The 26,590-nt window shown below is 60.0% G+C and carries 30 protein-coding genes and 3 tRNA genes; 15 read left to right on the forward strand and 18 right to left on the reverse strand.

Going from position 1 to position 26,590, the window contains the following annotated elements:
• Positions 1-50 precede the first annotated feature (50 nt).
• From K1X75_07030 to K1X75_07045, 4 genes are read left to right on the forward strand one after another with little or no spacing between them, the layout of a single operon-like run.
• Positions 51-491: a hypothetical protein gene (locus K1X75_07030; GenBank protein MBX7057805.1), complete on the forward strand. Its 441-nt coding sequence runs from the start codon at positions 51-53 to the stop codon at positions 489-491.
• Positions 492-499: 8 nt separating this feature from the next.
• Positions 500-1,411 (forward strand): hypothetical protein, encoded by a 912-nt coding sequence (locus K1X75_07035; protein MBX7057806.1) that lies wholly within the window; start codon positions 500-502, stop codon positions 1,409-1,411.
• 45 nt (positions 1,412-1,456) lie between these two features.
• Positions 1,457-1,681 carry an RNA chaperone Hfq gene (hfq, locus tag K1X75_07040; protein ID MBX7057807.1) on the forward strand — a complete coding sequence of 75 codons (225 nt, stop codon included), beginning with the start codon at positions 1,457-1,459 and terminating at the stop codon, positions 1,679-1,681.
• Positions 1,678-2,829 (forward strand): glycosyltransferase family 4 protein, encoded by a 1,152-nt coding sequence (locus K1X75_07045; protein ID MBX7057808.1) that lies wholly within the window; start codon positions 1,678-1,680, stop codon positions 2,827-2,829. Before hfq ends, K1X75_07045 begins: the two co-directional genes overlap by 4 nt.
• Here K1X75_07045 and K1X75_07050 read toward each other — a convergent pair.
• The 7 genes from K1X75_07050 to K1X75_07080 all read right to left on the reverse strand — a co-directional run bounded on the left by K1X75_07050 (position 2,796) and on the right by K1X75_07080 (position 7,563).
• Entirely contained in the window at positions 2,796-3,191 is a 396-nt protein-coding gene (locus K1X75_07050; GenBank protein ID MBX7057809.1) for a polymer-forming cytoskeletal protein, read from the reverse strand. The genes K1X75_07045 and K1X75_07050 overlap by 34 nt on opposite strands.
• A 16-nt stretch (positions 3,192-3,207) precedes the next feature.
• On the reverse strand, positions 3,208-3,429 hold the full coding sequence (locus K1X75_07055) for a hypothetical protein (protein ID MBX7057810.1): 222 nt from the start codon (positions 3,427-3,429) through the stop codon (positions 3,208-3,210).
• Between the two features lie 69 nt (positions 3,430-3,498).
• Positions 3,499-5,019 carry an aldo/keto reductase gene (locus tag K1X75_07060; GenBank protein ID MBX7057811.1) on the reverse strand — a complete coding sequence of 507 codons (1,521 nt, stop codon included), beginning with the start codon at positions 5,017-5,019 and terminating at the stop codon, positions 3,499-3,501.
• Between the two features lie 9 nt (positions 5,020-5,028).
• Complete coding sequence (locus K1X75_07065; GenBank protein MBX7057812.1) at positions 5,029-5,730, reverse strand: hypothetical protein; 702 nt, start codon at positions 5,728-5,730, stop codon at positions 5,029-5,031.
• A gap of 46 nt (positions 5,731-5,776) precedes the next feature.
• A complete protein-coding gene (locus K1X75_07070; protein MBX7057813.1) occupies positions 5,777-6,184 on the reverse strand; it encodes a hypothetical protein in 408 nt (135 codons plus the stop codon).
• Positions 6,185-6,238: 54 nt separating this feature from the next.
• Positions 6,239-6,763, reverse strand: coding sequence for a dCTP deaminase (dcd, locus tag K1X75_07075; GenBank protein ID MBX7057814.1), 525 nt, complete (start codon positions 6,761-6,763; stop codon positions 6,239-6,241).
• 5 nt (positions 6,764-6,768) lie between these two features.
• Positions 6,769-7,563 (reverse strand): enoyl-CoA hydratase/isomerase family protein, encoded by a 795-nt coding sequence (locus K1X75_07080; GenBank protein MBX7057815.1) that lies wholly within the window; start codon positions 7,561-7,563, stop codon positions 6,769-6,771.
• Between the two features lie 102 nt (positions 7,564-7,665).
• Between K1X75_07080 and K1X75_07085 the strand changes: the two genes are divergently transcribed.
• From K1X75_07085 to K1X75_07100, 4 genes are all read left to right on the forward strand, one after another.
• Entirely contained in the window at positions 7,666-8,703 is a 1,038-nt protein-coding gene (locus K1X75_07085) for a cation diffusion facilitator family transporter (GenBank protein ID MBX7057816.1), read from the forward strand.
• Between the two features lie 92 nt (positions 8,704-8,795).
• Entirely contained in the window at positions 8,796-9,728 is a 933-nt protein-coding gene (fliH, locus tag K1X75_07090; protein MBX7057817.1) for a flagellar assembly protein FliH, read from the forward strand.
• A 329-nt stretch (positions 9,729-10,057) separates the two neighbouring features.
• The gene (locus K1X75_07095) at positions 10,058-10,783 is read left to right on the forward strand and encodes an inorganic diphosphatase (GenBank protein ID MBX7057818.1); all 726 of its coding nucleotides are present in this window, start codon (positions 10,058-10,060) and stop codon (positions 10,781-10,783) included.
• A gap of 8 nt (positions 10,784-10,791) precedes the next feature.
• Entirely contained in the window at positions 10,792-11,121 is a 330-nt protein-coding gene (locus K1X75_07100; GenBank protein MBX7057819.1) for a TRL-like family protein, read from the forward strand.
• A gap of 15 nt (positions 11,122-11,136) precedes the next feature.
• Here the strand turns inward: K1X75_07100 and K1X75_07105 are convergent, their stop codons facing one another.
• The 3 genes from K1X75_07105 to K1X75_07115 form a co-directional block, all read right to left on the reverse strand.
• Positions 11,137-12,084, reverse strand: coding sequence for a hypothetical protein (locus tag K1X75_07105; GenBank protein MBX7057820.1), 948 nt, complete (start codon positions 12,082-12,084; stop codon positions 11,137-11,139).
• 40 nt (positions 12,085-12,124) lie between these two features.
• Positions 12,125-12,198 (reverse strand) — tRNA-Met (locus K1X75_07110).
• A gap of 65 nt (positions 12,199-12,263) precedes the next feature.
• Positions 12,264-12,336, reverse strand: a tRNA-Met gene (locus K1X75_07115).
• Positions 12,337-12,510: 174 nt separating this feature from the next.
• Here K1X75_07115 and K1X75_07120 point away from each other — a divergent pair.
• Positions 12,511-13,572 carry a sensor domain-containing diguanylate cyclase gene (locus K1X75_07120; protein MBX7057821.1) on the forward strand — a complete coding sequence of 354 codons (1,062 nt, stop codon included), beginning with the start codon at positions 12,511-12,513 and terminating at the stop codon, positions 13,570-13,572.
• Positions 13,573-13,668: 96 nt separating this feature from the next.
• Entirely contained in the window at positions 13,669-13,866 is a 198-nt protein-coding gene (locus K1X75_07125) for a hypothetical protein (protein ID MBX7057822.1), read from the forward strand.
• Between the two features lie 7 nt (positions 13,867-13,873).
• On the opposite strand, the gene K1X75_07130 is transcribed toward K1X75_07125, so the two are convergent.
• A tRNA-Leu gene (locus tag K1X75_07130) sits at positions 13,874-13,957 on the reverse strand.
• Between the two features lie 115 nt (positions 13,958-14,072).
• Here K1X75_07130 and K1X75_07135 point away from each other — a divergent pair.
• The gene (locus K1X75_07135; protein MBX7057823.1) at positions 14,073-14,795 is read left to right on the forward strand and encodes an RNA methyltransferase; all 723 of its coding nucleotides are present in this window, start codon (positions 14,073-14,075) and stop codon (positions 14,793-14,795) included.
• Here the strand turns inward: K1X75_07135 and lpdA are convergent.
• The 5 genes from lpdA to K1X75_07160 form a co-directional block, all read right to left on the reverse strand.
• Positions 14,789-16,210 (reverse strand): dihydrolipoyl dehydrogenase, encoded by a 1,422-nt coding sequence (lpdA, locus tag K1X75_07140; protein ID MBX7057824.1) that lies wholly within the window; start codon positions 16,208-16,210, stop codon positions 14,789-14,791. The genes K1X75_07135 and lpdA overlap by 7 nt on opposite strands.
• Before the next feature lie 16 nt (positions 16,211-16,226).
• Positions 16,227-17,432: a 2-oxoglutarate dehydrogenase complex dihydrolipoyllysine-residue succinyltransferase gene (odhB, locus tag K1X75_07145; GenBank protein MBX7057825.1), complete on the reverse strand. Its 1,206-nt coding sequence runs from the start codon at positions 17,430-17,432 to the stop codon at positions 16,227-16,229.
• Positions 17,433-17,482: 50 nt separating this feature from the next.
• A complete protein-coding gene (locus K1X75_07150) occupies positions 17,483-20,299 on the reverse strand; it encodes a 2-oxoglutarate dehydrogenase E1 component (protein ID MBX7057826.1) in 2,817 nt (938 codons plus the stop codon).
• A 117-nt stretch (positions 20,300-20,416) separates the two neighbouring features.
• On the reverse strand, positions 20,417-20,737 hold the full coding sequence (gene rpsR, locus K1X75_07155; protein MBX7057827.1) for a 30S ribosomal protein S18: 321 nt from the start codon (positions 20,735-20,737) through the stop codon (positions 20,417-20,419).
• Between the two features lie 64 nt (positions 20,738-20,801).
• The gene (locus K1X75_07160) at positions 20,802-21,776 is read right to left on the reverse strand and encodes an acetylxylan esterase (GenBank protein ID MBX7057828.1); all 975 of its coding nucleotides are present in this window, start codon (positions 21,774-21,776) and stop codon (positions 20,802-20,804) included.
• 119 nt (positions 21,777-21,895) lie between these two features.
• Between K1X75_07160 and K1X75_07165 the strand changes: the two genes are divergently transcribed.
• Genes K1X75_07165 through K1X75_07180 form a run of 4 tightly spaced genes read left to right on the forward strand, consistent with a single transcriptional unit; the run spans position 21,896 to position 25,710 of the window.
• The gene (locus K1X75_07165) at positions 21,896-22,276 is read left to right on the forward strand and encodes a cyclic nucleotide-binding domain-containing protein (protein MBX7057829.1); all 381 of its coding nucleotides are present in this window, start codon (positions 21,896-21,898) and stop codon (positions 22,274-22,276) included.
• A 20-nt stretch (positions 22,277-22,296) separates the two neighbouring features.
• Positions 22,297-22,740: a cyclic nucleotide-binding domain-containing protein gene (locus K1X75_07170; protein MBX7057830.1), complete on the forward strand. Its 444-nt coding sequence runs from the start codon at positions 22,297-22,299 to the stop codon at positions 22,738-22,740.
• Positions 22,727-23,992 carry a hypothetical protein gene (locus K1X75_07175; GenBank protein MBX7057831.1) on the forward strand — a complete coding sequence of 422 codons (1,266 nt, stop codon included), beginning with the start codon at positions 22,727-22,729 and terminating at the stop codon, positions 23,990-23,992. The genes K1X75_07170 and K1X75_07175 overlap by 14 nt, the downstream gene beginning before the upstream one ends.
• Positions 23,993-24,024: 32 nt before the next feature.
• Positions 24,025-25,710 (forward strand): hypothetical protein, encoded by a 1,686-nt coding sequence (locus K1X75_07180; protein ID MBX7057832.1) that lies wholly within the window; start codon positions 24,025-24,027, stop codon positions 25,708-25,710.
• A gap of 31 nt (positions 25,711-25,741) precedes the next feature.
• Here the strand turns inward: K1X75_07180 and K1X75_07185 are convergent, their stop codons facing one another.
• Together K1X75_07185 and K1X75_07190 are read right to left on the reverse strand one after the other, a co-directional pair.
• Complete coding sequence (locus tag K1X75_07185) at positions 25,742-26,149, reverse strand: hypothetical protein (GenBank protein ID MBX7057833.1); 408 nt, start codon at positions 26,147-26,149, stop codon at positions 25,742-25,744.
• Between the two features lie 61 nt (positions 26,150-26,210).
• Complete coding sequence (locus K1X75_07190; protein ID MBX7057834.1) at positions 26,211-26,588, reverse strand: DoxX family membrane protein; 378 nt, start codon at positions 26,586-26,588, stop codon at positions 26,211-26,213.
• Between the last annotated feature and the right edge of the window lie 2 nt (positions 26,589-26,590).

Here is a 26,590-nt window from a genome sequence, read left to right on the forward strand (position 1 = left end):
CGTAAACAGCGCAGGCCGTGGCGCCGAAATACTGATAGCGAGGGAATCGAATGAAGGCGTTGCTATCTCTGCTGCTTGGCCTGACGGCCCTGGTCCCTGCGGCCCTGCTGGCTGGCCCGACCGAGGGCATTCGGCAGGAATTCCGGAGGGTGGAAGAGGCAATCCGCAACCAGCGGACCTCGCCGGAAATGCGCCTGCGTACGCTTGAAGAAAACCTGACTCGCGCGGTTCGGGCCGCAGTGTTGCGTCACTACTACGCCAAACGAAGCGAATACCTCAACGGCCTGAGCGCCGCGACCATCCAGTACGAAGCCCTGCCGGCCAGCGCTGGCGGACCAAGTATGATCTACTACGTGAAGTATCGCAACTTCCTGCTGCAATTGCACTACGCTATCGATCCACAGGAATTCATCCAATCGCCCACCAATGAAAAGTTTCTGGAGTCGCCGGGCGACGACTCTCACAGCGCTCCGACCAACCCGGGCGGCTGATTGCAGCCTTGAGCGTCGGGCTCTCAGCATTGCAACCTGGCCTGTTGCGCGCCGCGCTTGCTGCGGCGCTGGGCGCTTTAAGCGTTCAGCGCAGTGGAAGGCTGGATGTTCGTCAGAAAGAAGACGCCACGCCGGTGACGCGCGCCGATCTTTTGGCCAATTCGATATTGCGCGAGGCCCTTGGCGCCCTCCTGCCGGAAGCAGCCTGGCTCTCGGAAGAGTCTCACGATGACCTTGATCGGTTGCAGCACAAGCAGGCATGGATTGTCGATCCGATCGATGGTACGCGCGAATTCGCTTCCGGCGTCGCGGAGTATTCCGTTTCCATTGGTCTGGCTGTTGGCGGCGAAGCCCGTTTGGGTTGCGTGGCGCTGCCTGCCGATGGTCGCATCTTGATTGGCGGCCCGGGGCTGGGACTCTGTGACTGGCGCTTTGATGCCAATCAGGCGCTGCCAGCGCAGGCTGCAGCGTATTCTCCGGCGGATTGGCTGCATCAGGCCCATGCACTGGAACTACAGATGACGGCGCTGCCATCGCCCGCAACGCCGGCCTTGCCGCAGGCGCGGATGATGGTCTCACGATCGGAGATGGATCGCGGCGTCTACAATGCTTTGCAGGGCCGGGTGCAGGTTGTTGCCACCGGCTCCATTGCTCGCAAGCTGGCCTTGCTGGCTGCTGGCCAGTGCGACGTTGTGCTCAGTCTATTTCCCAAGAGCGAGTGGGACATCTGCGGAGGCGCGGCCTTGATTGGCGCTCGCGAGGGCTGGCGCATGATTGATCTGGAGCGGCGTCAGCCAACGCAATTCAATGCCCCCTCGGTGCGCAGCTATGGGCTTTGCGCCGGCCCGGCATTGCTGGTGGAAAGCGTACTGCGTCTGGCCGACGATCTGGGACTGAAGTTGCGTCGCAGCTACGATTGATTTTCGATTGCCAGCGCACCGACTTGCTGGGGTGCTAACGGTGCGATGAGCGAAGTCCGCAAATTGCATCAGGAGCGGCTGCTTGATCAGGCCATGGAGAAATCACGCCCGGTAACGGCCTTTCTGAAAAACGGCGTTCAGGTGAAGGGCAAGGTGCTGGCTCACGACAATTTTACGATTTTACTGGATACCGAGCGCAATTTGACGCTGGTCTACAAGCATTCCATTACCAGTCTTTTCCCGGTGCGCTTTGCGGCGCCGCGTAGATGAAGCGTATAGTAGTAGGCGTCGATGCCCGCCCGCTGACCTCGCCCACTTCAGGCGTAGCGCGCGTCATCGCGCAAACCATTCGTCATTTTCCGGATCGCGATCGTTTTCGATTCCGGCTGTATGCCAGCGCGCCAGCGCATCCTGATTTTGCAGAGCTAACGGCTTCGCCGCTGGTTGAATGGGTGCAGGGCGGCGGTCCGCTGGCTTCGCGCGCCGGACTCTGGTTCAATGCGGCGCTTCCTCTGGAATTGCATCGACGCCCGGTGGACGTTTTCTGGGGCTCACAACAGGTTACTCCGCCGTTCTTGCCTCGCGCCTTGCCGGTGGTGTTGACCTTCTACGATCTGGTGCTGGAATTCTTTCCGGAAACGATGCGCCGACTGGCGCGCCTGCAGCAGCGCGCTGTGATTCGGATGAGCATCAAGCGCGCGGACCGGATCTATTCAATCTCGGAGCAGACCAATCGCGACATGCAGCGTATCTACGGCTTCCCCGCCGGGCGCGCCGCAGCGGCCCTGCTGGGCTATGAACCGCCGCCGAATCTCAGTCCGCTGGTCCGTCGCGAGATTCGCCGGGAGCTGGCGCGGCGCCTTGGATTTGCTCTGGATCGAAATTTTATACTGGCCGTGTCCACGATTGAACCGCGGAAGAACTATGAGGTCTTGCTGAAGGGCTGGCAGAGTTATCGCCAACGGCTGAAGAAGAAGGCCCTGCCACTGGTGATTGTCGGTCGGCGCGGTTGGGAGCGTCCTGAGTTTTACGCCGAGCTCGATGGCGCCATTGCCCGGACCGGACAGTTGCATGTTCTGCAGGGACTTTCCGATCGACTGGTCGAAGAACTCTATCGCAGCGCGGCGATGTTTTGCATCCCCTCGCGCTATGAAGGCTTCGGGCTTTCGCTGCTGGAGGCTTTGTGCTTCGGCCTGCCAGCGCTGGCCAGCGATCTGCCCTGCTTTCATGAGATTGCCGGAAAAAAGGCCCGCTATCATTCTCCCGATGATGTTCAGTCCTGGACCGCTTCGCTGACGGAAGAAACCCTTGCCCAGCGCAAGCACGGCTTCAAGCCAGTGAAGTTCAGAGCGGAACGCTGGAGCTGGGAGCGGACGGCCGCAATCTATCGCGACGCCTTTACTGAACTCACTTCCTGAGGGGAAATCATTTCGCAGTTGCCGTCGAAGACAACGCCATCTGCAATTTGTAGCTTTGCCGTGCGGATGTTACCGTGCACCCTTCCGCTGGCCAGCATCTCCAGACGATTGCGCGCCTCAATGTTGCCATAAACCTGGCCGCCAACGACCACGGCGCCGGCGCGAATATTGGCGCGCACTATTGCTGTCTCTCCAATCAACAGAACGCCATCGGTGATGATCTCACCCTGGAATTCGCCATTGATTTGCAGCGGGCGCTTGAATTCCAGCACGCCTTCAAAGCTGGTTTCCCTGCCGAGGACCGTCGAAACGACGCCGCCCTCGGTAATTTCCATAAGCAGGTTATCTTTCTTTTTGGCCATCGATGCCCGTATCCAACTACTTGGTCTTCATCACGAAGACGCCATCCCAGTCTGCGCCGGGAGGGTCTTTCATGTATGCCTCGCAACGCTCCACATACAATCGCGAGGGACCATCTTCTGGCAAGGCCTGCAAGGCCTCCAGGAACTTATCTCGTGCGGCAGACCATTTTCGCTCTTTGTAGAGGGCAAGGCCCTCATCATAGATTTTGAGGAGTTTCAGCTGCTGGTCAGTGAGCATGGCGGACCTGAACTCCAGCAGACGGCGCCCGCCCGGTCCTGCAAGCGAAATCAGGCCGAGGATTGCGCTTCAGTGCAGGGCCTCTTCGATTGCCGAACCGGCCTTCTGCAATATTGCCAGCGCTTCCTCTGGCGCCGGCGGTTCATTGCGAAAAGCGGCGCAGAGCTGACGTACATATTCCTTACGCCGCATCCCGGCCAGCACGGTGACCGGCGTTGGCCTGGCCAGCAGGTAGAGCAACGCTTGCAGGGCCAACGGCAAGCCGGCCAGCCGCGGCGAAGATTGACGCAACGCGTCCTCCACCGACGACATTCTCTGGTGGTAGCGAGCATCGAGCTCTCGCTCCCAGTGAGCAAGGGCGGCGTTTGCAGTCCGTGCCAGGGCCTCTACGGCATAGCGCTCGCCTTCCGTCTCTGCCAGAGCATTGAGACGATTTGCCGCTCGCTGCAGTGGTGATTGCAGCAGATGTAGATTGGCCCGCAGCGCCTCGCGATGCAGCAGTCGCGGGCGCAGTTCCTGGATGATTTGAGAGGGCGCCGGCAATTCCGGGCCAAATCGAAAGCGTTCTCCGCCAAAGCGCTCCTGAATTTCGCTTTCAATTTCCTGCAGTCGTCCGATCGCCGCATCGAAATCGGCAATCTCCGTGTCGCCGTCGTCTGGCGGAGGATCGGCCAGGCGCGCCAGGCGGACCAGCCCGTGGCGCTCGTGCATGGCGTTCAGCGGGCGGTTGCTCATTGTCCACAAGCCGCGTTGTTCGGCTACGTCGCTCAGCAGATAGCCGCCCGCTCGACTGAAGCGAAAATCGCTTTCCAGCAAGTTTCCGGGGAATTGCAGCACTCGAAAGTTTGGACCGGCAAGCTCCAGCGTCATCGGCAGCGAAAGCAAGAGCGGCTGGTCGGCTGCCAGACTCAGGGCATTGGAGGAAACTCCATAGCAGCCGATGCGCCCCTGCTCGACCAACTGCTCCAGGCGGGCGAAGGCGCGAGCAAGCAAGCCACGCATCTGCTCGATGCTGCGCCTCTTGCCGCTGCTGCCAGACATCGCTGTTTCCGGATTGTGCAACAGCAGTACATCCAGACTCGGCTGCTTGAGTCGACTCAAGCTCAGCGCAAGTTGATCCTCGAGAAAGTCAGGGTCCAGAGAGTGCCAGGATTCTGGACCGATCGCATCCATTTGTGAGTAGCGGCCCGATCGCAATAGCAGGCGGGCGCTTTGACCTTGTAGAAAGCCAGCCTTGCTGACTAAAACGATCATCTCACGGCGCAGCCGACGAGCTCGAAAAAGCTCTTCCAGAGTCTGACCAATCATGGTTTCAGAGGCGCCGTCGGCATAGTTGCCGGCTGTGTCGATGACGTTGACGCCGCTTAGCAATGCGTCGCGCAGAGCGTCGACGTGTTCGCGCACGCCCCGATGAACGCGATAACTTCCGAAACCAAGACGGGAAACCTCCCAACCGATCGCCGGCCGATGCCAGTAGCGGTCGATGTAGTCCTGATTGGAATCGGCAATGCGCTGGAAGTATTCCGTTGTAGCTTCGGCGCTTGCCCCGCCACGGGCTTCGCTGGCGCTGCCAGGCCCTGAGCTGAGCATGCCTTGCTTCTACCGCGAGACGAATTTCTGAATATCGCTCTGCAGAGAGGCGGCTTCTTCGTAGCGCTCCGCCTGAATTGCTCGGAACTTTTTCAAGTAGAGCCGGGCCAGATCGAGACCGCCGGCCTTCAAATCGCGCAGCAAGTTTCCCGTATCAAACTGGGGGAAGCGCTGCATGGCGTGGCGCAGCAGTGAATCCAATCGATCGCGCGAGGCCGAATCGCCGCTGCCGGATAGCGCCTGTTCCATTTCTTCAAACAGTCGCGACTCCGAATTGGGCGTCTGCGGTTCAGGAGCGGAGGGCGGGGAGGGCAAAGCGCGCAGCCTCCTTCCAGAAGGCGGAGCGCCGGCAGCAAAGCGCTTGCGGCAGAGTTCGACGTAGGCAAGTACCAGCTCGTTGAGCTGTTCCATCCGACGCCGCATGTAGTCCTCGCGCTCCTCTTCGGCCGGTGCGATATAATCTTCAGTGCGCACGATATCGAGGCGATCATCCCGTGCGGCAAGCGTCTCCAGCTCGGATAGATCGGCGGCGCTGATCGGCGGAAAGATTACCACCGGGAAATTGCTCTCTTGAGCGCCGACGAAGCTCACAGCAATGTGACAGGCAAGCACGCCATCTTCCGGTTCGATTGGATTTTCGCCCCGAACCTCGCAGTAGACCAGCAGGTTGCCGCTGGGTTTTTCCGGATTTCCCGACTCGAACTGCAGCATCACTGGAAAGCAAGCGCCGGGCTGCGGATTCGTCAACCTACTCCTGTCATTCGCGAACCAGCAGGTTGCGCGAGGCAAAGGCCAGCTGCAGCGCCGAACCGGGCAAGAATAGCGCGGCTGCCGGCGCCGCCCGCGACCAGCTCAGCGAAAAAAGAAAGGGGCTGAATAAAAAGAGCATCGACAGGGCCAGATAGAAGATGCCGCCCCAGAAAAATAGGTCGCGGGAGTCGCCAGGATGGCTGCGCGCACCCCACAGAGCCATGGCGACAAACAGCAGCGCGCCCCCTGCCAGGCGGCCAGCCCACAAAAAAGCCGGCGAAGATTCCGCGGACTGGAAGAGCAAAGCCGCCAGCCATTCGGGCGCCGCCAGCAGTGCAGCGGCCAGGGCCAGCAGCGGCAGCATTGTCAGCAACATGTAGAAGCTGAACTGGCTCTTCCACATGCGCCGGGCCATAGTCGGAGACTTGTCTGTCCGGCCTCGCTGTCAATGGCATTTGCCGGCTGTTGATCAGCGTCTTTCGAAGTCCTTGTAGAGCAGGCTGGGCTGGATCTCGCGATTGTTCTGATACTTGCCGGAGCGATACTCGACGATGGCGCCCTGCACGGTGTGGTAAAAGATCTGGCAGATGGGCGTACCGGCATAGATTCGAATCGGCTGGATGCAGGAGATTTCAAGCGTCCAGTAGCCGCAGAAGCCCACGTCGCCGAAACCGGCGGTCACATGGACGAACATCCCCAGCCGGCCAATCGAAGAACGACCTTCCAGCATTGGCACCAGGTTGCGAGTCTCCGTGTACTCCAGAGTACGGCCAAGATAGAGCCGACCGGGCGAAAGCAGCAGCCCCTCATCCGGTATGCGCAGCTTCTGTGTTGCGTTTGGACGGCGCATGTCCAGTTCGAGCTCCGCATACACCAGCAGTTCGTCATGCAGGCGCAGGTTGTAAGAGTTGGGATTGATCAGTGATTCATCATATGGCTCAATCTTGATGTCGTCATTCAGTCGCTTTTTGATTTCCGGCCCGGTCAATATCATGACTTCTATTCTCCAGTGAAAATGGGACGCCGCTTTTCGCGAAAGGCCGCCAGCGCTTCCTGGCGATCGTGCGTCGGAATTGTGGCCTGGTAGCATTCCTGCTCCCATTGCAGTGCGGCGGACAATTCCATCTGCATTCCACGGGCCATGGCCAGTTTGGCCTGGCGCAGCGCAATCGGCGCATTGGCCGCGATTTCGGCGGCCAGCTGCGAGGCCGCAGTCTGCAGCGCGGCGGCGGGCAGGGCGCGATTGACCAGGCCAAGGTTTGCAGCCTCTATGCCGCTGATGCGCCGCGCGCAGTAGATCAATTCAGCGGCTCGCGAGGCGCCAATCAAACGCGGAAGGCGCTGCGTGCCGCCGGCGCCGGGGATGATCCCCAGCGATGTCTCTGGCAGCCCCAGCAGGGCGTCCTCCGCTGCCAGGCGAAGGTCGCAGCAAAGTGCAAGCTCAAGGCCTCCGCCCAGGGCAGCTCCGTGGATCACCGCGATGGTTGGGGCGGGGAACTCCGCCAGTTGTTCGAAGAGCGCCGAGTTGCTCTGCAAAAATTCGCTTACTTCGTCAGGGCGCATGCCGGCGCGCTCTTTGAGATCCGCGCCACTGCAAAAGCCGCGACCAGCGCCGTCCAGAAGCAGCGCGCGCGTCGAACGCCCTGCCGCCAGACTGCCCAGCTCTTCCTTCAGCGCCTGCTGTAGCTCGCGATTGATTGCGTTGAGCTTCTCCGGACGATTGAGCGTCAGCTCCACAATTTCACCGCCGCCTGCCAGTGGGCTGCGCTTGAGACTCAGGACCGCCGCGGACATAGACTGCGGGCTTTGTCGGCTGCCGGGCTGGCCGGTCAACTCGTTCAGCGGGGGGCCGAAGCGACTTGCCCTTGTTCGCCGCCGCGCGGCGATAGGTCGACCATGCCTGCTTCGCTTTCGGAAAGCTCGGCCCGTACCATCCAGCGAGCGGCCTTGCTTTCGATTTTCGCCGGCGCTCTGATTTCGCTGATTAAATTTGCGGCCTTTGTGATCACGGATTCGGCTGCCATCTTCTCGGACGCTGTAGAAAGCATTAACAACGTGCTGGCAGCAAGCGTGGCCGCTTACGCCGTCTATCAGAGCGCGCGCGCGCCAGATCGTGAACATCCCTTTGGTCGCGGCCGCTGGGAATACTTCAGCGCTGGCTTTGAGGGCGGCCTGATCATTCTGGCCGCCCTGGCGATCCTGTATGAAGCGGCGCCGCGACTGCTGGGCGGCGAGGCGTTGCGACAGCTGCGGCTTGGCCTGGCGCTTACTGCCGCGGCTTCGCTGGCCAACGCCGTACTCGGTTGGTACTTGCAGCGAACCGGGCGGCGCCTGAACAGCGAAGCGCTGGTTGCCGACGGCAAACACGTATTTTCTGATGTCATCACCAGCCTTGGCGTACTGCTGGGGGTTGGCGGCGTCGTATTGAGCGGCTGGCAATGGCTCGATCCGCTGGTAGCCTGCGCCATGGCTCTGTGGATACTGATTTCGGGAGTGCGCATCGTCCAGTCCAGCTTCCATCGATTGCTGGATCGAGTCCGACCGGAGACGCTGCAGGCGGCGGTGGCTGCGCTGCACGCCGCCCGGCGCGACGCAATGATCTTTCCCCATCGACTGCGCCTGCGCGAAAGCGGCCCGCGTCTGGAGATCAACTTTCATTTGATCACTCCGCGTTTTTATACAATCGAGGAATTGCACCGACTGGAAAGCGCAATCGATCATGATTTGCAGACCTCCCTCGACCGCCCGCTGGACTTGCTGATGCATAGCGACCCGTGCTCGCCGCTGCATTGCACCATTTGCCGCGTTCAGGGCTGTCCGCTGCGGCGGGAGGCTGCTACCGGCGACCTGCACTGGGATGCCAGCAGCCTCACTGGCGACGGTCATCTGGCCCTGGCGCCTGAATCGCGAAGTATTCCCGCCGGCAGCGAGTGAAGGCCGCCGGCGCGAATTCGTTTTGCCTTGCCAGGCGCACAAACCGATAAATACAGGGAACGCCGCGCCACTGAGGCGCGCGCCCGGCAACCATGGCGCAAAGCAATAAGCTCGTCTTCAAGCCCGCCCAGATCGCACAGGTGCAGGAATCGGTGGAGCTTGATATCCCCGATAAGTACAAGAAATACCAGGGGATCGATGAGACCGATGAGTACGAGGTAGATGCCGACGGCAATGTAATTGAGCAGTACCACGGCCCAACGATTGAAGAAATCGAAGCCGAACTGGAACGCTACCGCAAGGAAACCGAAGAGCGCATTCAGAAGGAAGTGGATGAGGCGCACGAGCGCTCGCGCCAGATCGAAGAAGAGGGCAAGGCCGTCGCCTTCAACCTGATCCAGGAATCCAAGGAAAAAGCCAAACGCGAAGAAGAAGCGGCCCGGCTGAACGCCGAACAGATCATCGAGCGCGCCAAACTGGAAGTCGAGCGCATGGTCAAGGACGCCGAAATGCGCGTCGCCGAAATCGAGCATGAGGCCTACCAGAAGGGCTATGACGCCGGCCGGGAAGTCGGCTTCAAGAAGGGACAGGCCGAGGTTCGGCGGCTCATTGACCGCCTTGGAACCATTGTAGGCCAGGCCATTGACGTGCGCGAAGAGATCATTGCCGCCTCCGAAAAGCAGATGGTGGATATGATCCTGATGATTGCCCGCAAGGTGATCAAGGACGAAGTAGTCGAACGGAAAGAAGTCGTCCTCAACAATATTCGCGAAGCTCTGAAGCGAATTAAGGATCGCGACCGCGTCGACATCCGCGTCAACTTTGCGGACCTGGAATTGACCACGGCGCACAAAGACGAACTGATCAAGATGATGGAATCGCTGCGCAAGGTCAACATCTACGAGGATTCGCGCATCGATCGCGGCGGTTGTATTATCGAAACCGACGTTGGATCGATCGACGCCCGCATCTCTACCCAGCTCAAGGAAATCGAAGAGGCAATTCGCAACGCCGAGCCGTTCTAACATAGTGTGCAGAGCATCAGGCATCCTGCCTGATGCTCTGCACGAAATTCATTCGCAATCGAGACGCGCAAGGCATCCCTGCCTTGCGCTGGTCTTGCGCACATTCGGCCTTTGCGCAAGTTCCTTGCCCGGCGCAGCTTGCATCGCTGCGCCGGCGTCGCTGCGCTCCGGCAAAGGCCGCGCCGACATCCTGGCTGATGATCTGCACACAGTTCATTGGCAATTGAGGAGCGCAAGGCATCCCTGCCTTGCGCAGGTCTTCGCTACCCTTGGCCAGGCGCAGCCTGAGCCGAGGCCCCTGTGTGTTTTAGATTGGGCCTGGCGGCGGCATGAGCCGATGGACGGGGCAGGACAGCTTCGCCCCGCAAAGTTCCAGGCTTGTCGGATTGGCACAGGGCCCGGTCGACACAGTCGAGAATTCCTCTTGCCGGGCCTTGTGCAGCGGCCACATTCGGCAGGTGGCAAGCGAGCATACTTCGAGTCTAACGCCGTGGAAGACGCCAGATCATCTGGAAAATACAGCCTGGCATGCGGTTGATATTGGTCCGGTACACGAGTTGTGGTGTTTCATCGAAATCCCACGCGGATCCAAATACAAGTACGAGATGCACAAGCCAACAGGCATTGTGATGGTCGACCGCGTGCTGCACAGCGCGGTCCACTATCCGGCCAACTACGGTTTCATTCCGCGAACCTTCTGCGACGACAATGACCCCCTTGATGTACTGGTGCTTGGCCAGCAGGAGGTGGGCCCCAGCGTGCTGATGCGCGGCCGGCCCATCGGCGTCATGACCATGCACGACAATCAAGAACGCGATGATAAGATCATTGCCGTCCATGCCAACGATCCGGAATACAATCACTACCAGGATATCAGCGAGCTTCCCGGTCACAAAACCAGGGAACTGGAACGCTTCTTCACCGACTACAAGGCCCTTGAGTATGAGGGGCGGCGCGTGGAAATTGATCGATTCTCTGGCGCCGAGGCGGCGCGACGCATCATCCATGATGCTGTAGAATTGTATATCACCACCTATGTAAATCGGAAGCAATGAGAGCCGCAATGCGCGTTTTGCTCTCCATTCCGCTCCTGGCGGCGGCGCTGTTGTCTGGCAGCTGTCAGGTAGCGCAGCCAGCCAATGCGCCGCCATTCTCGGCGGTGCATGCCGATGTAACCTTGCACTATCAGATTCCTGCTGCTGGTCCGCTAGGACCGCGACGCGGAGAGTCTTGTATCTACAGTTATGCAGGCGTCTGGGCCAGCGGCGATGCAGGCATTCGAGCGGCGGCCGCCGCGGGCGCCGTCAGCAATATTCGTGCGGTGGACTACAGCTATTACAGCTGGTTCTGGATTCTGTTCCAGCGTCAGTGCACTGTGGTCTACGGCGATTGACTGGTCGGAGTTGCGCTAGCGTTCTTGCTTTTTGACGATTTCAAACACGCTGCGGCTTCCCAGCAACAAGCCGCGCGAAACCCACGGCGCTCGCCCGTGGCGCAACACCTCGCCGATCAGACGTTGCAAACCCAGATCCATGGAAATTGCATAGTCTTCCCAGTGTAACGGAAATTCGAAATGCACTGCATCGGCGCCAGGGCGCACACCCTCCGTAGCTCGGGCCGGATCGGGAGAAATAAAACTGAGCGCGCCCTCGGCGCGACGCCCGCGAGCGTCGCCTTCATGGTGTGCAAAGAGCGCAATGCGCCAGCCGGTAAAGGGCAGGCCATCCATACTGCTGATCTCGCCCCAGGTAACGCCATTCAGTCGAATAAATCCGCCGCCGCTGCGGGTCTGGCCAATTTCAATCAGTCCAGATCCTATTTGTGCTGAACCGCGCCCGGTGCGAAACAACAGGTCCACCGGCGTTGCCACGTCCATGTTCAAATCATGGAGTTGCAGGTCGCGCAGTTCCATGCGATAGACTGGCGTTCGAGTCTCATCGCGTACAATGATCAGCCCATTGCGAACATCGCCGCCGCGGATTTCAACGCGATGTCGGCCGGGCAGGAAGCGATTCTTCTGGTGCGAATCAACGCGATTGACATACTCCAGTCGCGCCCGATCCAGCCGCAGGCCAACAATACGCAAATGGAAAAAGAAGAGATGCAGAAGGGAGATGCGAAAGCGCAAGCCCTGGCACTCGAAATAGACGCGATCAGATTGCAGCGTCGGTTGAATCATCATCCGAAAATTCCGCGCCCGAAAACTTAAAAGCGGCAAGATGAAGCCGACGCCGCCAAAGCCAATGCTGAAGGAGGGCGCCAGCCAGCGGTTGAGCAGTCGCTGCAGCAGAGGTCCGTAGAGCAGCAATTGCGCCAGCAGCAGCAAGGCAAGGGGAAGGGTGGCGTAGACTAACATGAGAGCGCCGCCGGAGCAGGTGCGCGGCCCGGAAGGAACGTGGCGAGGCGGGGAATCGAACCCCGGACCTACGGGTTATGAATCCGTCGCTCTGACCGGCTGAGCTACCTCGCCCTGAAATGGGTTCGGCCGGAATTCCTGCCTGTCTGTTTCAGGCATTCTCCGGCCGAACCCGCGATTAGCGCGGACAGGATTTGAACCTGTGACCTTTGGGTTATGAGCCCAACGAGCTACCAACTGCTCTACCGCGCGGTGTTACGGACAGGATAGCCAGAGCGGGTCCAGCGTCAAGCCGTTCCGCATACTCGAAGCATCAGGGCCGCGCTGCTCCAGCGATTGACCGGATGCTGCCCCGGAATCAGCTTGCCTCACACTGCGCCAGACAGCGTCATGCGCAGGCGGCCCTTTTGTCGCCAAGTGAATGCAATGACGCTATCCTACTCGCTTCCTGACGAAATTCAGCACTACGAAAAGAAAATCTATGACTTGCGGCAGCTGCTGGAAATTTCGCGGGCGCTCAACTCAACCCTCGACTACGAATACTTGATTCAAGCTGTGCTGGATATGTGTCTGGCGCAGGTGCAAACGCTGCGCGCCGCTTTGTTTCTGACGCCGGATATGGACGCCGACGCACTGCAATTGATGGATGGCTACAAGGGATTTGAGCTGAATGAAGCGCCCGCGCACTATCGAATCAATCTCGATTCGCCATTGATCAACTACTTCGAGTCCAACACCAAATCGCTGCCGCTGCAGGATGCCCTGGCTCGCTTCGAAGACGAGGCCGGCGTTCGTCTGGTCCGCGAAATGGGCGGCGAATTGATTGTACCGATGCGCGCTAAGGGGAAGGTGATTGGCCTGATCGTGCTCGGGGAGAAGGTCATTGGCGGCCTCTATCCGGAAGAGGAGCGCGGATTTCTTTCCGATCTTGCCTCGCTGGCCGGCGTGGCAGTGGAAAACGCCCGTCTTTACGAACGCGCCACCGTCGATATGATGACTGGCCTGAAGAATCACGCCTATTTTCAGAGTCGCTTCAAAGAGGAACGCGAAAAGGCCGCTCGCAGAGGGACGCCCCTTGCGCTGCTTTTGACCGATGTGGACAAATTTAAGAACTTCAACGATACCCACGGTCATCAGGCCGGCGACGCTGTGCTCAAGGAAGTCGCCCGCAACCTGATGAGCGTGGCCCGCAAATCCGACTTTGCCGCTCGCTACGGCGGCGAGGAGTTCTGCCTGGTGCTGCCAGGGGCCGATGCCGAGCGCGCCCGCGAAATCGCCGAAACCCTGCGTCGTCAGGTGGAGGCTTGCACTGTAGTGCACGAAGGCAAGGAAATGCGTGTTACGCTTTCGGTGGGAGTCGCCATCTTTCAGACGGAAGAAGACCTGAAGACCAACAAACGCATGGTGGAACGCGCTGACAAAGCCCTTTACGCTTGCAAGCATGGCGGACGCAATCAGGTTCAGGTCTACAGTCCAGCCATGGGCTGAGCCGATATTGAATCCAGGTCCCTTCAAAAAAAAACAGGGACCAGAACGATGACCGCCGCGCCGCGTTAGTGCGAAACAGAACCACGGAGGGTTCCTGTGGCTGCAAATTTGACCCTGGAAGCGAAGCCGCTGGCGGCGCGGTCCGACCGTTCGGCCGAGGATGTTACTTTCGATGCGCTGGAGTGCCTGACCGAGCTGCGCTCCGAAGACGCATTGACCGGCGTCCAGTATCGCGCCTGTCGCATCGAGTACCACCGATGCCCCAACGAACGCTGCGTAAAGCGGCTGCTTTGAAAAACTGTACCGAAGGTCGGACTCGAACCGACAAGGGATTGCTCCCGGTGGATTTTGAGTCCACTGTGTCTACCAGTTCCACCACTTCGGCAACGTTCGATCTCCCGGCGCCGGGGCCGGAAGCGGCTGACAGCCTGCTGCAAAGCCGGGAGGCGACAATCAATTTTCGAGCAGATGGACGATTGTGCATCTGCCGGTTGATGTAAATGCTGATCCTTTTTCGCACCTTGGAAGGGCCGCCGCCACCTTCCGTAACGCTCAATGAAAGCGAGCTGCGCCACTTGCGCGCACGTCGACTGAAACCCGGCGCGACGCTTGGCCTGGGCGACGGCGCCGGGCGCCGCTGGTCCGGCCAGCTTTCGGCGGACCTGCAAAGGCTCGAGCTGGATCTTTCCAGCGAGCTACGCTGCGCAGAGCCTGAGCTCAGGCTCTATTGCGCGCCGCCGGAACGCAATCGTCAGGACTGGCTTTTGCCCAAGGCGGTAGAGCTTGGCGTGCACAGCCTGACCTGGCTGCAAACGGCGCGCAGCGAGCATCGCCCGCTCGACGCTGCTCGCGCCGAACGAATCATGCGCGAGGCCGCCGCACAGAGCGAGCGTTTCATCTTACCCCAGGCGCCAGCCAGCGTCGCTCTCGATGAGCTCTATGCGCCGCAGTCTGCATCGTCATTGCGTTTTGTCTTAAGCCCTGGCGCAGAAACCACTTTGCTGGAGGAACTCTGTGCGCTCCGCCAGCGGGCGCCCGCCCTGTGCGCCCCCTACCGCGCGCCGCTGCAGCTGGCTATCGGACCGGAGGGCGGGTGGGAGCAAACTGAACTTGAACGATTGCAGCAGGCCGGATGGCGCTGCGCAGCGCTGGGCCGCAGCATCCTGCGTGTGGAGAGCGCCGCCCTGGCGGCGCTTGCCATCGCTCAATCGGCCTGTTACTGATGGATCGAACTTTTGCCCACGTCGAGGGCCGCTTCCTTCATCGCTTCCGATAGAGTGGGGTGGGCGTGGAAGCTGCGACCGATATCCTCGGCGCCGGCGCCAAATTCCATGGCGACGGCGGCCTCGGCGATCAGCTCGGAGGCATTGGGGCCAAGGATAAAGACGCCGAGCAGTTTGTCGGTGCGCTCGTCGGCAATGAACTTAATCAGTCCCTCGCTTTCGTTCATGGCCTTGGCCCGACCGTTGGGTTTGAAGAAGAACTTTCCGCTGCGAACCTTTTTGCCTTCGGCCTGCAGCGCCTCTTCTGATTTGCCAACCCATGCCACTTCCGGCCAGGTATAAACGATGTAGGGCAGCGCATCGTAATTCACGTGACCCGGTTTGCCGGCCAGGATCTCCGCTACCATTACGCCCTCTTCCTCGGCGCGGTGCGCAAGCATGCCGCCCTCGATCACATCGCCGATGGCGTAGATGCCCGGCGTCGAACATTGTAAAGTGTGCGGATCCGCTTCAATCCGCCCGCGTTTGGTAAGTTTGACGCCCACCGCCTCAAGATTCAAACCCTCGACATAGGGCCGGCGGCCGACAGCCACCAGCACGCGATCGGCTTCCAGTTCCTTCTTCTTTCCGTCCTTGTCGGCAACGCGCACAATGGCGCGGCTGCCCTTGCGTTCGGCGCCTTCTACCTTGTGCTCCAGAAGAAAGCTCAGTCCTTGCTTCTCGTAGCTGCGCTGAGCCAGCTCGCGAAATTGGCGATCCATGGGCCCAAGCAGCGAGGGCAACATCTCAACGATCTGTACTTTCGATCCAAGTCGGCTCCAGACCGATCCCAGTTCGAGTCCGATGACTCCGGCGCCAATGATCGTCAGACGCTCTGGAACGCGCTCAAAGGAGATCGCCTGATCCGAGGTGACAATCACTTCGCCGTCGATCGGAACGCCCGGTATCTGTATCGTGTCCGAACCCGTGGCTATCACCGAGCGCCGGGCGCGCACTGTCGCCTTCTGGGCGCCGTCGACCTGGATCACGCTGCCTTCGGCGCTGTGGCTCTGAAAGGAACCGGCGCCCTGAAATACCGTAATCTTGTTCTTCTTCATTAAGAAGTTCAAGCCATCAGTGAGTTCCTTTACAACCTGCGTCTTGCGCGCCATCATTTTGCTGATGTCGATGCGGACATCCTTTACGGATATTCCATGAGCATCAAGTCCGTGCTGCGCCTCGGCATATTTGTGCGAGGTGTCGAGCAATGCTTTGGAGGGAATACAGCCGACATTAACGCAAGTCCCGCCAAGCGTTGGCCGCTTCTCAATCAGTGCGGTTTTCAATCCCAGCTGTGCGCAGCGAATGGCGCAGACGTAGCCGCCTGGTCCTCCGCCGATAATAGCAACATCAAAGACTTCGTTTGTTTCGCTCATTCGGGACTTATCCGCCTCAAATATCGAGCAGCATGCGCTGCGGATCTTCGATCAATTGCTTGATGCGCACCAGGAAGGTCACGGCCTCTTTGCCGTCGATTACGCGATGATCATAGGAGAGCGCCAGGTACATCATCGGGCGAATGACAATCTGATCGTTGACGACCATTGGACGCTTCACAATATTGTGCATGCCCAGGATGCCTACCTGCGGCGGATTGAGAATTGGCGTCGACATCATCGAGCCGTAGATTCCGCCGTTGGAGATGGTGAAGGTGCCGCCCTGCAGTTCCTCCAGCGCAATCGAGCCTTCTTTGACGCGCAGCGCCAGACGCAAGATCTCCTGTTCGATGCCGGCGAGGCTGAGCTGATCAGCGTCGCGCACCACCGGCACCACCAATCCCTTGGGTCCGCCGACGGCGACGCCTATGTCGTAGTAGTTTTTGTAAATCAGGTCTGTGCCGCGGATCTCGGCGTTGACTGCCGGCGTTTCTTGCAATGCCAGGACAGCGGCGCGCACAAAAAAGGACATGAATCCCAGTCCGACCTGGTGTTTTTCCTTGAAGGCGTCCTTGTAGCGCGCGCGCAACTCCATGACGGCATGCATATCGACTTCATTGAAGGTCGTCAGAATGGCGGCGGTGTGCTGCGCTTCGACCAATCGTTCGGCGATCTTTTGCCGCAGTCTGGACATAGCCACGACGCTTTCGCGTTCGCCGCGGGCGGCGGCGCTGCGCGCTGGCGCCGAAGGTGCAGCGGCGCGCTGCTCGATGTAGTTCACAACGTCTGGCTTGGTAACCTGTCCGCGCTTTCCGCTGCCGGCGACATCGGCCGGATTGACGCCGGCTTCGGCTGCCAGGCGGCGAGCGCCGGGGGGCAGCGTTTCGTTGCGCGGACCGGCGGCAGCCGGCGCAGCAGGCGAGGCGGCGGCAGGCGCTGCGGCCGAGGCAGCTGCAGCCGGCGGCGGCGAGGCGGCGCGCCCCGGACCCTCTTCGTATTCGCCCAGGGTTTCATCGACTTTGACCGTATCGCCGCTGTTGCGCTTGATTTCTTTCAGCGTACCGGAGCTGGGCGCGGGCACCTCCATGGTGACCTTGTCCGTTTCCAGCTCTACCAGGATATCGCCGGCGTTGAAGCTATCGCCGGGCTTCACGCGCCACGAAGCGACCGTTGCTTCGCTGATGGATTCACCCATGGGCGGCGTCTTGATACTCTGGGCCATGCTCTGTCTCCCTTGCCTGCTTGGTTATCGATCTGCGCTCTAAAACGAATTTAATTATGCATCGCGGCGTGGCTGTGCAACTTCAAAGCCGCATCCAGAATGCCCTGCTGTTCGCGTTGGTGCACCTTGTGGTAGCCGGTCGCCGGGCTGGGCGAGGGGGTGCGTCCAAAGTAGTGCAGTCGCTGGTTGGGACGCAGCTGCGAATTCAGCCTGCTTTCGATGAAAGTCCACGCCCCCTGGTTGCGCGGCTCCTCCTGAACCCAGCCAACTTCGCTGGCCATGGAATAGCGCTGCAGTACGCCGGCGATCTCATTGACCGGATAGAGATAGAGCTGTTCGACGCTGACGATGGCTACGTTTTGCTGCTCGCGTTTTTTGCGTTCGGCAACCAGCTCGTAGTAGATCTTCCCAGTGCAAAACAACACGCGCTCCACATTCTTCGGATCGATGGCGGGATCGCGCTCATCGATCACCTCTTGAAAGCGGCCCTCGCACAGGTCGCCAAAGGAACTGGCCGCTTCTGGCAAGCGCAGCAAGGACTTGGGCGAAAGAACAATCAATGGTTTGCGGAACTGCCGCTTCATCTGGCGGCGGATCAGATGGAAATACTGGGCCGGCGTCGATGGATTGCAAACCTGGATGTTATTCTGCGAGCAAAGCTGCAAGAAGCGCTCCGGTCGCGCGCTGGAGTGCTCCGGACCCTGGCCCTCGTAACCGTGCGGCAAGAGCATCACCAGACCGCTTTGACGGTTCCATTTGGCTTCACAGCTGCAAATGAACTGGTCGATTACCACCTGGGCGCCGTTTACAAAATCGCCAAATTGCGCTTCCCAGATTGTCAGATGACGCGGATCGGCGAGGGAAAAGCCAAACTCGAAGCCCAGCACCGCTTCTTCCGATAGCAGGCTATTGATGACTTCGAAGCGCGCCTCGCTATTCAGGCTGGCCAGGGCAATATGTTCGGCGCCGCTTTCCATATCGAAGATCGCTGCGTGGCGATGGCTGAAAGTGCCGCGTTTGGCGTCCTGGCCAGAAATGCGAATACTTGTTCCTTCCATAAGAAGAGATCCGTAGGCCAGGGTTTCGGCCATGCCCCAATCCAGACGCGATTCGCGCGAGGAAGACATCTGCCGCCGCTGCTCCAGCAAGCGGGCGATCTTACTGTTGGGCCGGAAACCCTCTGGCAAGCGCGTGATGTGCTCGGCAATCACCTCCAGGTGTTCGCGATCGACGCCGGTCTCCGGATTGAGCTGCGCTGTCGATTCTGCTTTCTGGAAGCCCGACCAGGCCCCTGAAAAAGCCTCCATCTCTACCTTGAGTTGTCCTTCTTTGACGCGCTGCAACGCCTCTTCCAGGCGCGCATGCACGCGGTCCTTGATGGCCTGGATCTCGGAGGCGTGGATGCCTTCGGCCAGCAGTCGATCCTCGTAGATCTTGGCAGTGGTGGGCAAATGACGGATGCGATTGTAGACTACCGGCTGGGTGAAAGCCGGCTCGTCGGTCTCATTGTGTCCCCAGCGCCGATAGCAGATAATATCCAGAAATACATCGCTCTGAAAGCGCTGACGGAACTCAAGACTGAGCATGATCGCTCGATAGCAGGCCTCGGGATCATTGCCGTTAACGTGGAAAATCGGCGACTGCAGCATTTTGGCAACGTCTGTGCAGTACTGCGTGGAACGTGAATCGCTGGGCTCCGTGGTGAAGCCAATCTGGTTATTCACAACGATATGAATGGCGCCGCCGACGCTGTAGCCGCGCAGTCCGCTCATGTTCAGCGTCTCGTAGTTGATGCCCTGACCGGCGAGGGCTGCGTCGCCGTGAATCAGCACCGGCAGATTGTTGCTGCGCGTTTGATCCTTGCTGCGCGTCTGCCGCGCTCGACAGGAGCCAAGTACGACGGCGTTGATGACCTCAAGGTGGCTGGGATTGAAGGCCAGGCTGAGGTGCACGCGCTGGCCGCCCAGGGTCTCTACATCATTGGAATAGCCCAGGTGGTACTTCACATCGCCGGCCATCTCCTCTTCTTCGTGGGCCAGGTTCTCATTGAATTCGGCAAAGATCTGCGCCGGGTCTTTGCCAAGAATATTGGTTAACACATTCAAACGACCGCGGTGGGCCATACCCAGTACAATCTGTTGAATGTTGAAGCGATCGGCGTTTTCAATGATCGAGGACAGCGCCGGGATCAGGCTTTCTCCGCCCTCCAGCGAAAAGCGCTTCTTGCCCGGAAAGCGGGTGTGGATGAACTTCTCGAAGTATTCAGCATTGTAGAGCTTGTCGAAGATCATCAGCTGCACGTTTGCCGGCAACTTGCTCAGGTGCTGCTCCGATTCGAGGCGCTCCATCATCCAGCGCCGACGGTCCTCGTCGCGAATGTAGAAAAATTCTACGCCGATGGAGGAGCAGTAGGTCTTCTCCATACGCGCCACTAGATTGCGCAGGGTGGTGCGCACTTCGCGAGCGCCAATCCATGCGATCACATCGCGATCCAGATCCGCTTCCGTAAGCCGATGATCTTCCAGACCAAGATGATCGCGATTGTGTTTCTTGAATCCAAGCGGATCTGTATCGGCGGCGAAATGTCCGTGTCGGCGATAAGCCTGCACCAGCAGCAGAGCCTTCATGTGCAGGTCGGTAATATCCCGGGTTTGCTGCTCGGCCAGTTTTCCGGCGCCGGCAAGCAGAGAGACGGCCTGAGCCGCGCCGCCGGCGTTCGCCGCTTGCGGCGAACGCTCCATTTGAATAAAAAATTCCCGCCAGTCGGCCGGAACAGACTGCGGGTTAGAACTGAATTGTTCGTAAAGTTGTTCGAGTATTTCTAGGTTTGCGCTGTTGAGGACCGAGGTCGACTGGTCTCTGCTCATGTTGCTTCCCGGTAGCCGTAGTGCGGCTGACAGGGGAACAGTTAAAATGCGACGCAGACCGCGAAAACAATAAATTTTCGCGGGCGGTAGAATGCCGCGTCCCGAGCGGCGACCGGCTTATCGGCGGGTGAAGGGGGCCAGGCTGATCTGGCGAGCGCGCTTGATCTCTCGCGCAATCCGGCGCTGGATTCGAGCGGTGGCGCCGGTCATGCGGCGCGGCAGGATCTTGCCAGTCTTGGAAAGAAAGCGTTCCAGAACCTCGGGATGCTTGTAGTCCAGCACCAGATTGCGGGTATCGAGGACCTTTTTACGGTAACGCGGACGCTGCTTTTTGCGCTCAAAGTGGCCCTCGCCTTCGCTCTGGCCTTCTTCCCGTCCACGCTCTTCGCTGCGCTGGCCTGCCTCTTGTTCCGCTGCCTTGTTCTGCTCTTCGCTCATATGGTCTACGGGCAGATTTGGCGCTCTGCCCGCCTGGTAAAGCCAAAAAAGGCCGCGCAATGGTTTAGCTTTCGTCGAGGGGCGCGGACCCATCCTCGTTGCTCAAGCGAGCGGAGAGGTATTGCAGGGACTTCAGGCGTTCAGCGCGCAGCGGGCCTTCCGGGGGCTCCTCCGTAAAAATTTCCATGGTCTTATCGGTCTGCAGGCGGTTGAAGAATCCAAAGGCCGGTCGCGGCGGATTGAGCTCATCGTCGAGGCCGGTTTGGACCAGGGTTGGTTGTTTGATGGCCGCCGACCAGTTGAGCCCATCGAACAGCAATAGCGCCCTTTTTCCGCGGGATCGCGCCCGCTGCGAGCGATCCAGCAAGCGGCGGGCCTCGCTGCAGAGCGGCGAGCGCGCCAGAGAAAGCCAGCAATCAGACCAGAGCAGCGCCGGTCGCTCAAGCGCCAGAGCCTTCACGTTTTCCGGCATGGCGGCGGCGGCGAAGACAGCCATGGCAGCGCCAAGGCCGCGACCGACCACGCCAATACGCTGGGAGTCTATGGAGCGGTTGAGCTTCAGGAAATCAATGGCGCGTACTGCATCCAGAAAGCAACCGAACAGGTAGCTATTCTCCGGCGGCTCCAGTCCCGCATCCTGTAACAGGGCGGGCGGCGCCGGCGCTTGATCGGCTGAAGCGACTGTGGCCTCTTGCTGGTGGCCGCGCAGCCAGAAAGAGAGATGGGCGACTCCATGCTGCGTGTAGCTGCGCTCACTGTCGATTTCCTGCTGGTAATCATGGAAGGAAATCACCACAGGAACGCGGCCGCGGCGACGCGGGATGGCGAGAAAGCCGTGCAGGCGCTGGCCGCCGGCGCTGGCAAAGCTTATCTCATTTTGCGATTCACGGCCCAGCGAGCGCGATAATACCATTTTCTGGCGTGGATCGACCGGGATGCGGCGCAGCTGGGCCAAACCGCCCTCCCAGAACTGGCGCAGGTTGGCCGGCGGCGTTGCGGTGGGGAAACTCTGGAAGCACTCGTCGAAGGAAAAGCGCATGACTGGTGCTCCAACCCGGTCGATTTTCGTCGACGCCCTGTAAAGCGGACTTTTCCCGGGCGCCGACACATTCAAGCAGGGCGTCCTGGCGGCGCACTGCGCCCCTGGAGTCGCAATCCATGTCTCTATCATTAAAAGAAAAAGGTCGGCCGCTTTCCTACGTGACCGGCGACTACCTTTACCATGCCGACTATACGCTGGGCGAGCCTTCCGTTTTCCTGATCCTGGAAGGCGAGATCGAGGTTGTTCGACGCTACAATCCCATACAGAAAGAGACCTTTCGCTTTGGCAAAGGAGAGCTGGTGGGATTGCTTGAAGTCTACACCGGCAGTTCGCGCGTGACCGATGCCATCGCCCGCGGCGATGTTCGCGCCCTGGGCTTCTCCAGGGCCGAGGTGGAGCGCAATATGGCGCACGATCTGAAACTTGGAATTATGGCCATTCGTTCCTTGAGTCGAATGTTACGCCAGGCAAATGACCGCATCAAGACCCTGAACTGAGAGCCCTGAAGAAGCACTTTATGGAAGCAAACGCAGCAGACGCCGATTTGATGAAGCTGGGCTTCGAGGGCGAGCAGGCCATCACCGCCGAGCTGTTTATGAAGTACGGCAAGACCTACGAGCCGCGGCAAATCATTATCCGTGAGGGCGAGTTCGGGCGCGAGGTGTATCTGATCATTTCGGGACGGGTGGTGGTGACGGAGCGTTTGAACAAGGGTTCCTACCGCGTGCTCAATTCCCTGGGGCCGGGCGAAATCTTTGGCGAAATGTCGATGATCGAAAACGTGCCACGCTCGGCCACTTTGATAGCCGCCAGCTCCGCCAAGATTCTGAAGCTGGCGCCCAATGCATTTGAGATGATTTTTCGCAGTCATCCGCGCTGGGCCTTCAAAATCTTGAGCGCGCTCTCGCGGCGGATCCTCACTGCCTTCAGCCAGGTCGAAAGTTACTATGGCTCCCGCTGAGGCGGCCCTGCCGACATTGCAGCGCCTGCGCCGTCAGGGCGAGCGCCTTGTTCCGCTTCCCTTGCTACTGCGCAACTTCCTTGCCGAACGCGCGCCAGGCGCTCTGGAATTGATTGAGGATGCCGACCTGCCGGCCGGCGCCGCCCAGCGCCTGTCGATGCAGGGCGTTGCCCGCTGTGAGGCGGGAGGCTTCTTTACGCACGATCGACGCGCGGAGCGCGCTGCTCTGGTGGTCGCTTCGCGTAAGAATGCTTCGCCTTCGGCTAACGCCCGCCGCGAGCTGGCTCGCGAAATCTACGAGCGCTTGCTGGCCAGCGGTCGGCAGGCGCGCGACTTTCGTCTGATTGTGGCCGGCGGCAGCGATTTTCTGGCAAACTATCTTGGAAGATACGAAGCCTTGCTGGCTATCAGCTGGCGACCGGAGCGTCCGCTTCTGGAGCAGATCATTGCCAGTCCAGTCAGCGCCCGCGCCGAGTTCAATGTATTGCGCCTGGCGGATGCTGCCGTCGCCAGCGGTCAGCTGCTGCCATTTGATCTGGCCGATAACCTCAAACCACAACAGAGTCCCAGGCCGCGGCAGGAACACAATTTCACGGCGCCGGTTGCAGAGAAGCCGCCCGCTACGGCAATCCAGGCTGCGCCGCCGCCGGTCGCCGCCGGGCAAGGTCGCAGTGGCGATGAGGAATTCCACTCCTGGAATCATTTTCGCTATCGTATCGTCGGTCGCACTCGCGGGCGTATGCAGCGTCGATTTTTCGTGCGCCGGGAAGACAAACGCCTGGCGCTGGCTATGACCGCCTCCGCCGGCGCGCTGCCGGTGGATTTCACCGCGCAGTTCTTCGAGCGCGTTCAAGCGGCCGAGGACTCGATCGCCGCACACCGCGCTGCCATTGGCGCGGCGGAGCAGGGTCTTTGCACTCTGACCACGGAACTCTTTGTCGACGGTCGCTTTCGGTCGCTTTCCGTGGGCGTCACGCCTGTCTTCTTTCGTCTGCAGCAGGGGCGGGCGCTGCTGGTTCCCGATTCGCCTGGCGGCGGCGAAAAGACGCGGACGGTCGAGGGTCGCTTTCACCCCGGCGACTGTCTGTTGATTGCGCCCGGTCGAATCTCCAGTTCAGAGCAGCGCGAGTTGCTGGAGCTTGCCGAAGCCCTGCAGCAGGCGCCGCTTGAATTCCCGGCGCGGATTGCCGCCTGGCTGGATTGGCGGGAACGCGGGCGCTCGCTGCTCTTGACGCTCAGCAACAGCGATTGACGCAAGCGAGGCGCAGGCGCTGCTGGTCGCCTATGCGTCGCCGCTTTGCCGCCGTTGCACTGGCTCTGCTTGCGGCGTTTTTTGTTCTCGATCGACTGCTCTTTGGCTGGCTGATTTTTCAACCCGCCAACCACAGCGGATGGGACAGCTATCCCTGGTACAATTTTGAGCGACAATTTCGCCGGATCGAGGCCTTCCGTGCAGCAAACCCGCAGGCGACGCTGGTCCTTGTACCCGGATCGAGTATTTCCAAATACTCGGTGAACGAGCGGTTGCTGGAAGCTTTGCTGGCCGGCGATGGCGTCATCGAGCCGCATGTCTTCACCCTACAGCATGCTTCGATGCTGCCCGCTGATCTCTATTACTATTCCAGTCGCATTGCGGCGCTGGCGCCAGATCTAATTCTATTGATCACCGGACCGGCGGACCTGGATCTGGAGCGCTACGCTCCGCCCTGGGAGGCATCGCCCGACTATTCCGATTTTTCCGCTGAAAGCTATTTGAACCTGCGTCGACCGGGGGCCATCTTCTATCCGGGCGGTCTGGCCCTGCATTCGCCGCTGCCAAATAAGGATCAGCGGTTGAGTCTGCTGGGACGCAGCGCACTTTTTTCAGCGCGCTTTCGCAACGAATGGTATGAGCCCTGGCGCTACTGGCGCGATAATAGCGAACCGTTACGACGATATCTTTACTACCAGGGCGCCGCTCTGTCGCACCCAATCTGGCGCGATGGATTTACACGCGCCTGCTTTGAGGCGCCGCCTTCCTTTTTTCCGGAGCGTGTTGCCACGCTGGAAACGCCGGCGGGCCTTGCCGGTCGCGCCGCTTTGCGTATCTTCGCTGCTCGACAACAGCCAGCGGCGGGCGATCTGCCGCTGCAGCAACTGCAGGGCGAGTTCTGGGAGCAGGGCGGACCGTCGCGGCCAATTGCTTTGCGAGAGTATGCAACTCTGGCCCGGCGCTACATTGAGCAGCAGAGTCAGCCCTTGCATTGTCAGCAGCCACTGGCGGCGCGACCGCTGGCCGAGCTCAGGCTGGATCGTGTTGGCTGGAACGACTACAGCCTGCCGCCGCTGGCCGAGGGCGAGGGTTACTTTTTTCAATTGAGTCACTCCCTGGATGCAGAGGGTCGCGCCGTCGCCGGACTGGCAGATGGACGCGGCCTGCGTCTGCCTGGGAATCTGGGGCTTCTTCAGGCGCGAGTCGACGATTTCATGGTGCGACGCCCGGCCTGGGAGGATTATCGTTTGCAGGCAATGGACAGGGCGCAGTACGCCGCTGATTACTATGGACGCATCGAACCGGACGACTGGCGCAGCGCAGAGCGCGTTGCCTTTCATCAGCTGAACTCGCTACGACTGTCGCGCTACTATACGGCGTGGTATCCCTGGAGCGAGTCCTTCCAGGCGCGCAAGCTTCGAGCCTTTGTGGAAGCCATGCCGCCTTCCACTCGCTTTGTCATTGTTGAAAATCCCGAAAATCCGCTGGCCCAGGGCGACTACGATTCGCAATGGCGCCGCGGCTACAGCAGCTATCTACAGTCGCTGCTCGATGGCCGCTATCCGGCCCACGTTCGCTTTTTGCGTCTGGTCGACGAGCTGCCGGAGCAGTACTTCCTGGACCCGCACCACCTCAGCCATGCCGGCGTGTTGCGCATAGCCCCCGTTTACGCGGCGGCAGTTTCCGATGTATTTCGGGCGCCGCGTTACGGCCGCTGAGCGAAATTCCTGGTCGGGTAGTTGTCGCTGCCTAAAGCTGGCGATGCAGGACTTCGCCGCTGTCCCTGAAATGTCGGCCTTCATCCGTCAGCCGGAAGTCGCCGTGGCCCATGTGACAGTTGCCACAGTTTCGAAATACCTGGCGACAGGGATCGATGCCTTCGCTCACGCTTTCTGTCTGAAGCTGCCGAACACTGGTCGTCGAAGCGTCTGCCTGGTTCAATTGCTGCAGGCAGGCATCCAGTTCTGGCTCGCCCTGGCCGGCGGGGGCCACAAAGCGCGCCAGCTGCAGCATCACCTGTGTGCGTTGAGCCGGCGATTGCCAGGGCCTGGCGTCTGGATTGCGCAGCGTATAGCCGCGCTGCCAGAACAGGCAGGCGCCGCTTGCTGCACAGAGCAGCAGAGCGCCGGCCGTCGCTTGCGGAAGGCTGAAGGACATTTCGTTTGGACGGCGGCCCGCGCCGAAGGTTGGTCCTTTTTCAGCAAAGGAAGCAACTGTCCTAGCTGCGCTGCAGCATGGCCGCAAAGGCTTCGCGACGCCGCCACGCAATGACCGCTCCCGTCACAAACAGAAACAGCGCGCCAGGAAGATTGGCCGGGTCCAGCATGATGTGATACATCAGAAAATTCAGCACCAGCGGCGCCAGCATCAGCGCCGCCAGACGCAGGTACTGCCCGGAAAGTAGCAGGGCCCCGATGATCATCTCACAAATGCCGACAAAGGGCAAAAAGTAGCCGGTTGCAGCCATTGCGCCTTTGAAGGCAACTGCGCCGGCGGCCGATTGGGGATGCGTCAAGAAGGGGGATAGCTTATCAGCCCCGACAACCAGCAGCATCAGGCCGGCAATAATACGCAGCACAAGTTCGATCCATTTCATAG

Source organism: Leptospirales bacterium (assembly GCA_019694655.1).
Classification (GTDB): Bacteria; Spirochaetota; Leptospiria; order Leptospirales; family Leptonemataceae; genus SSF53.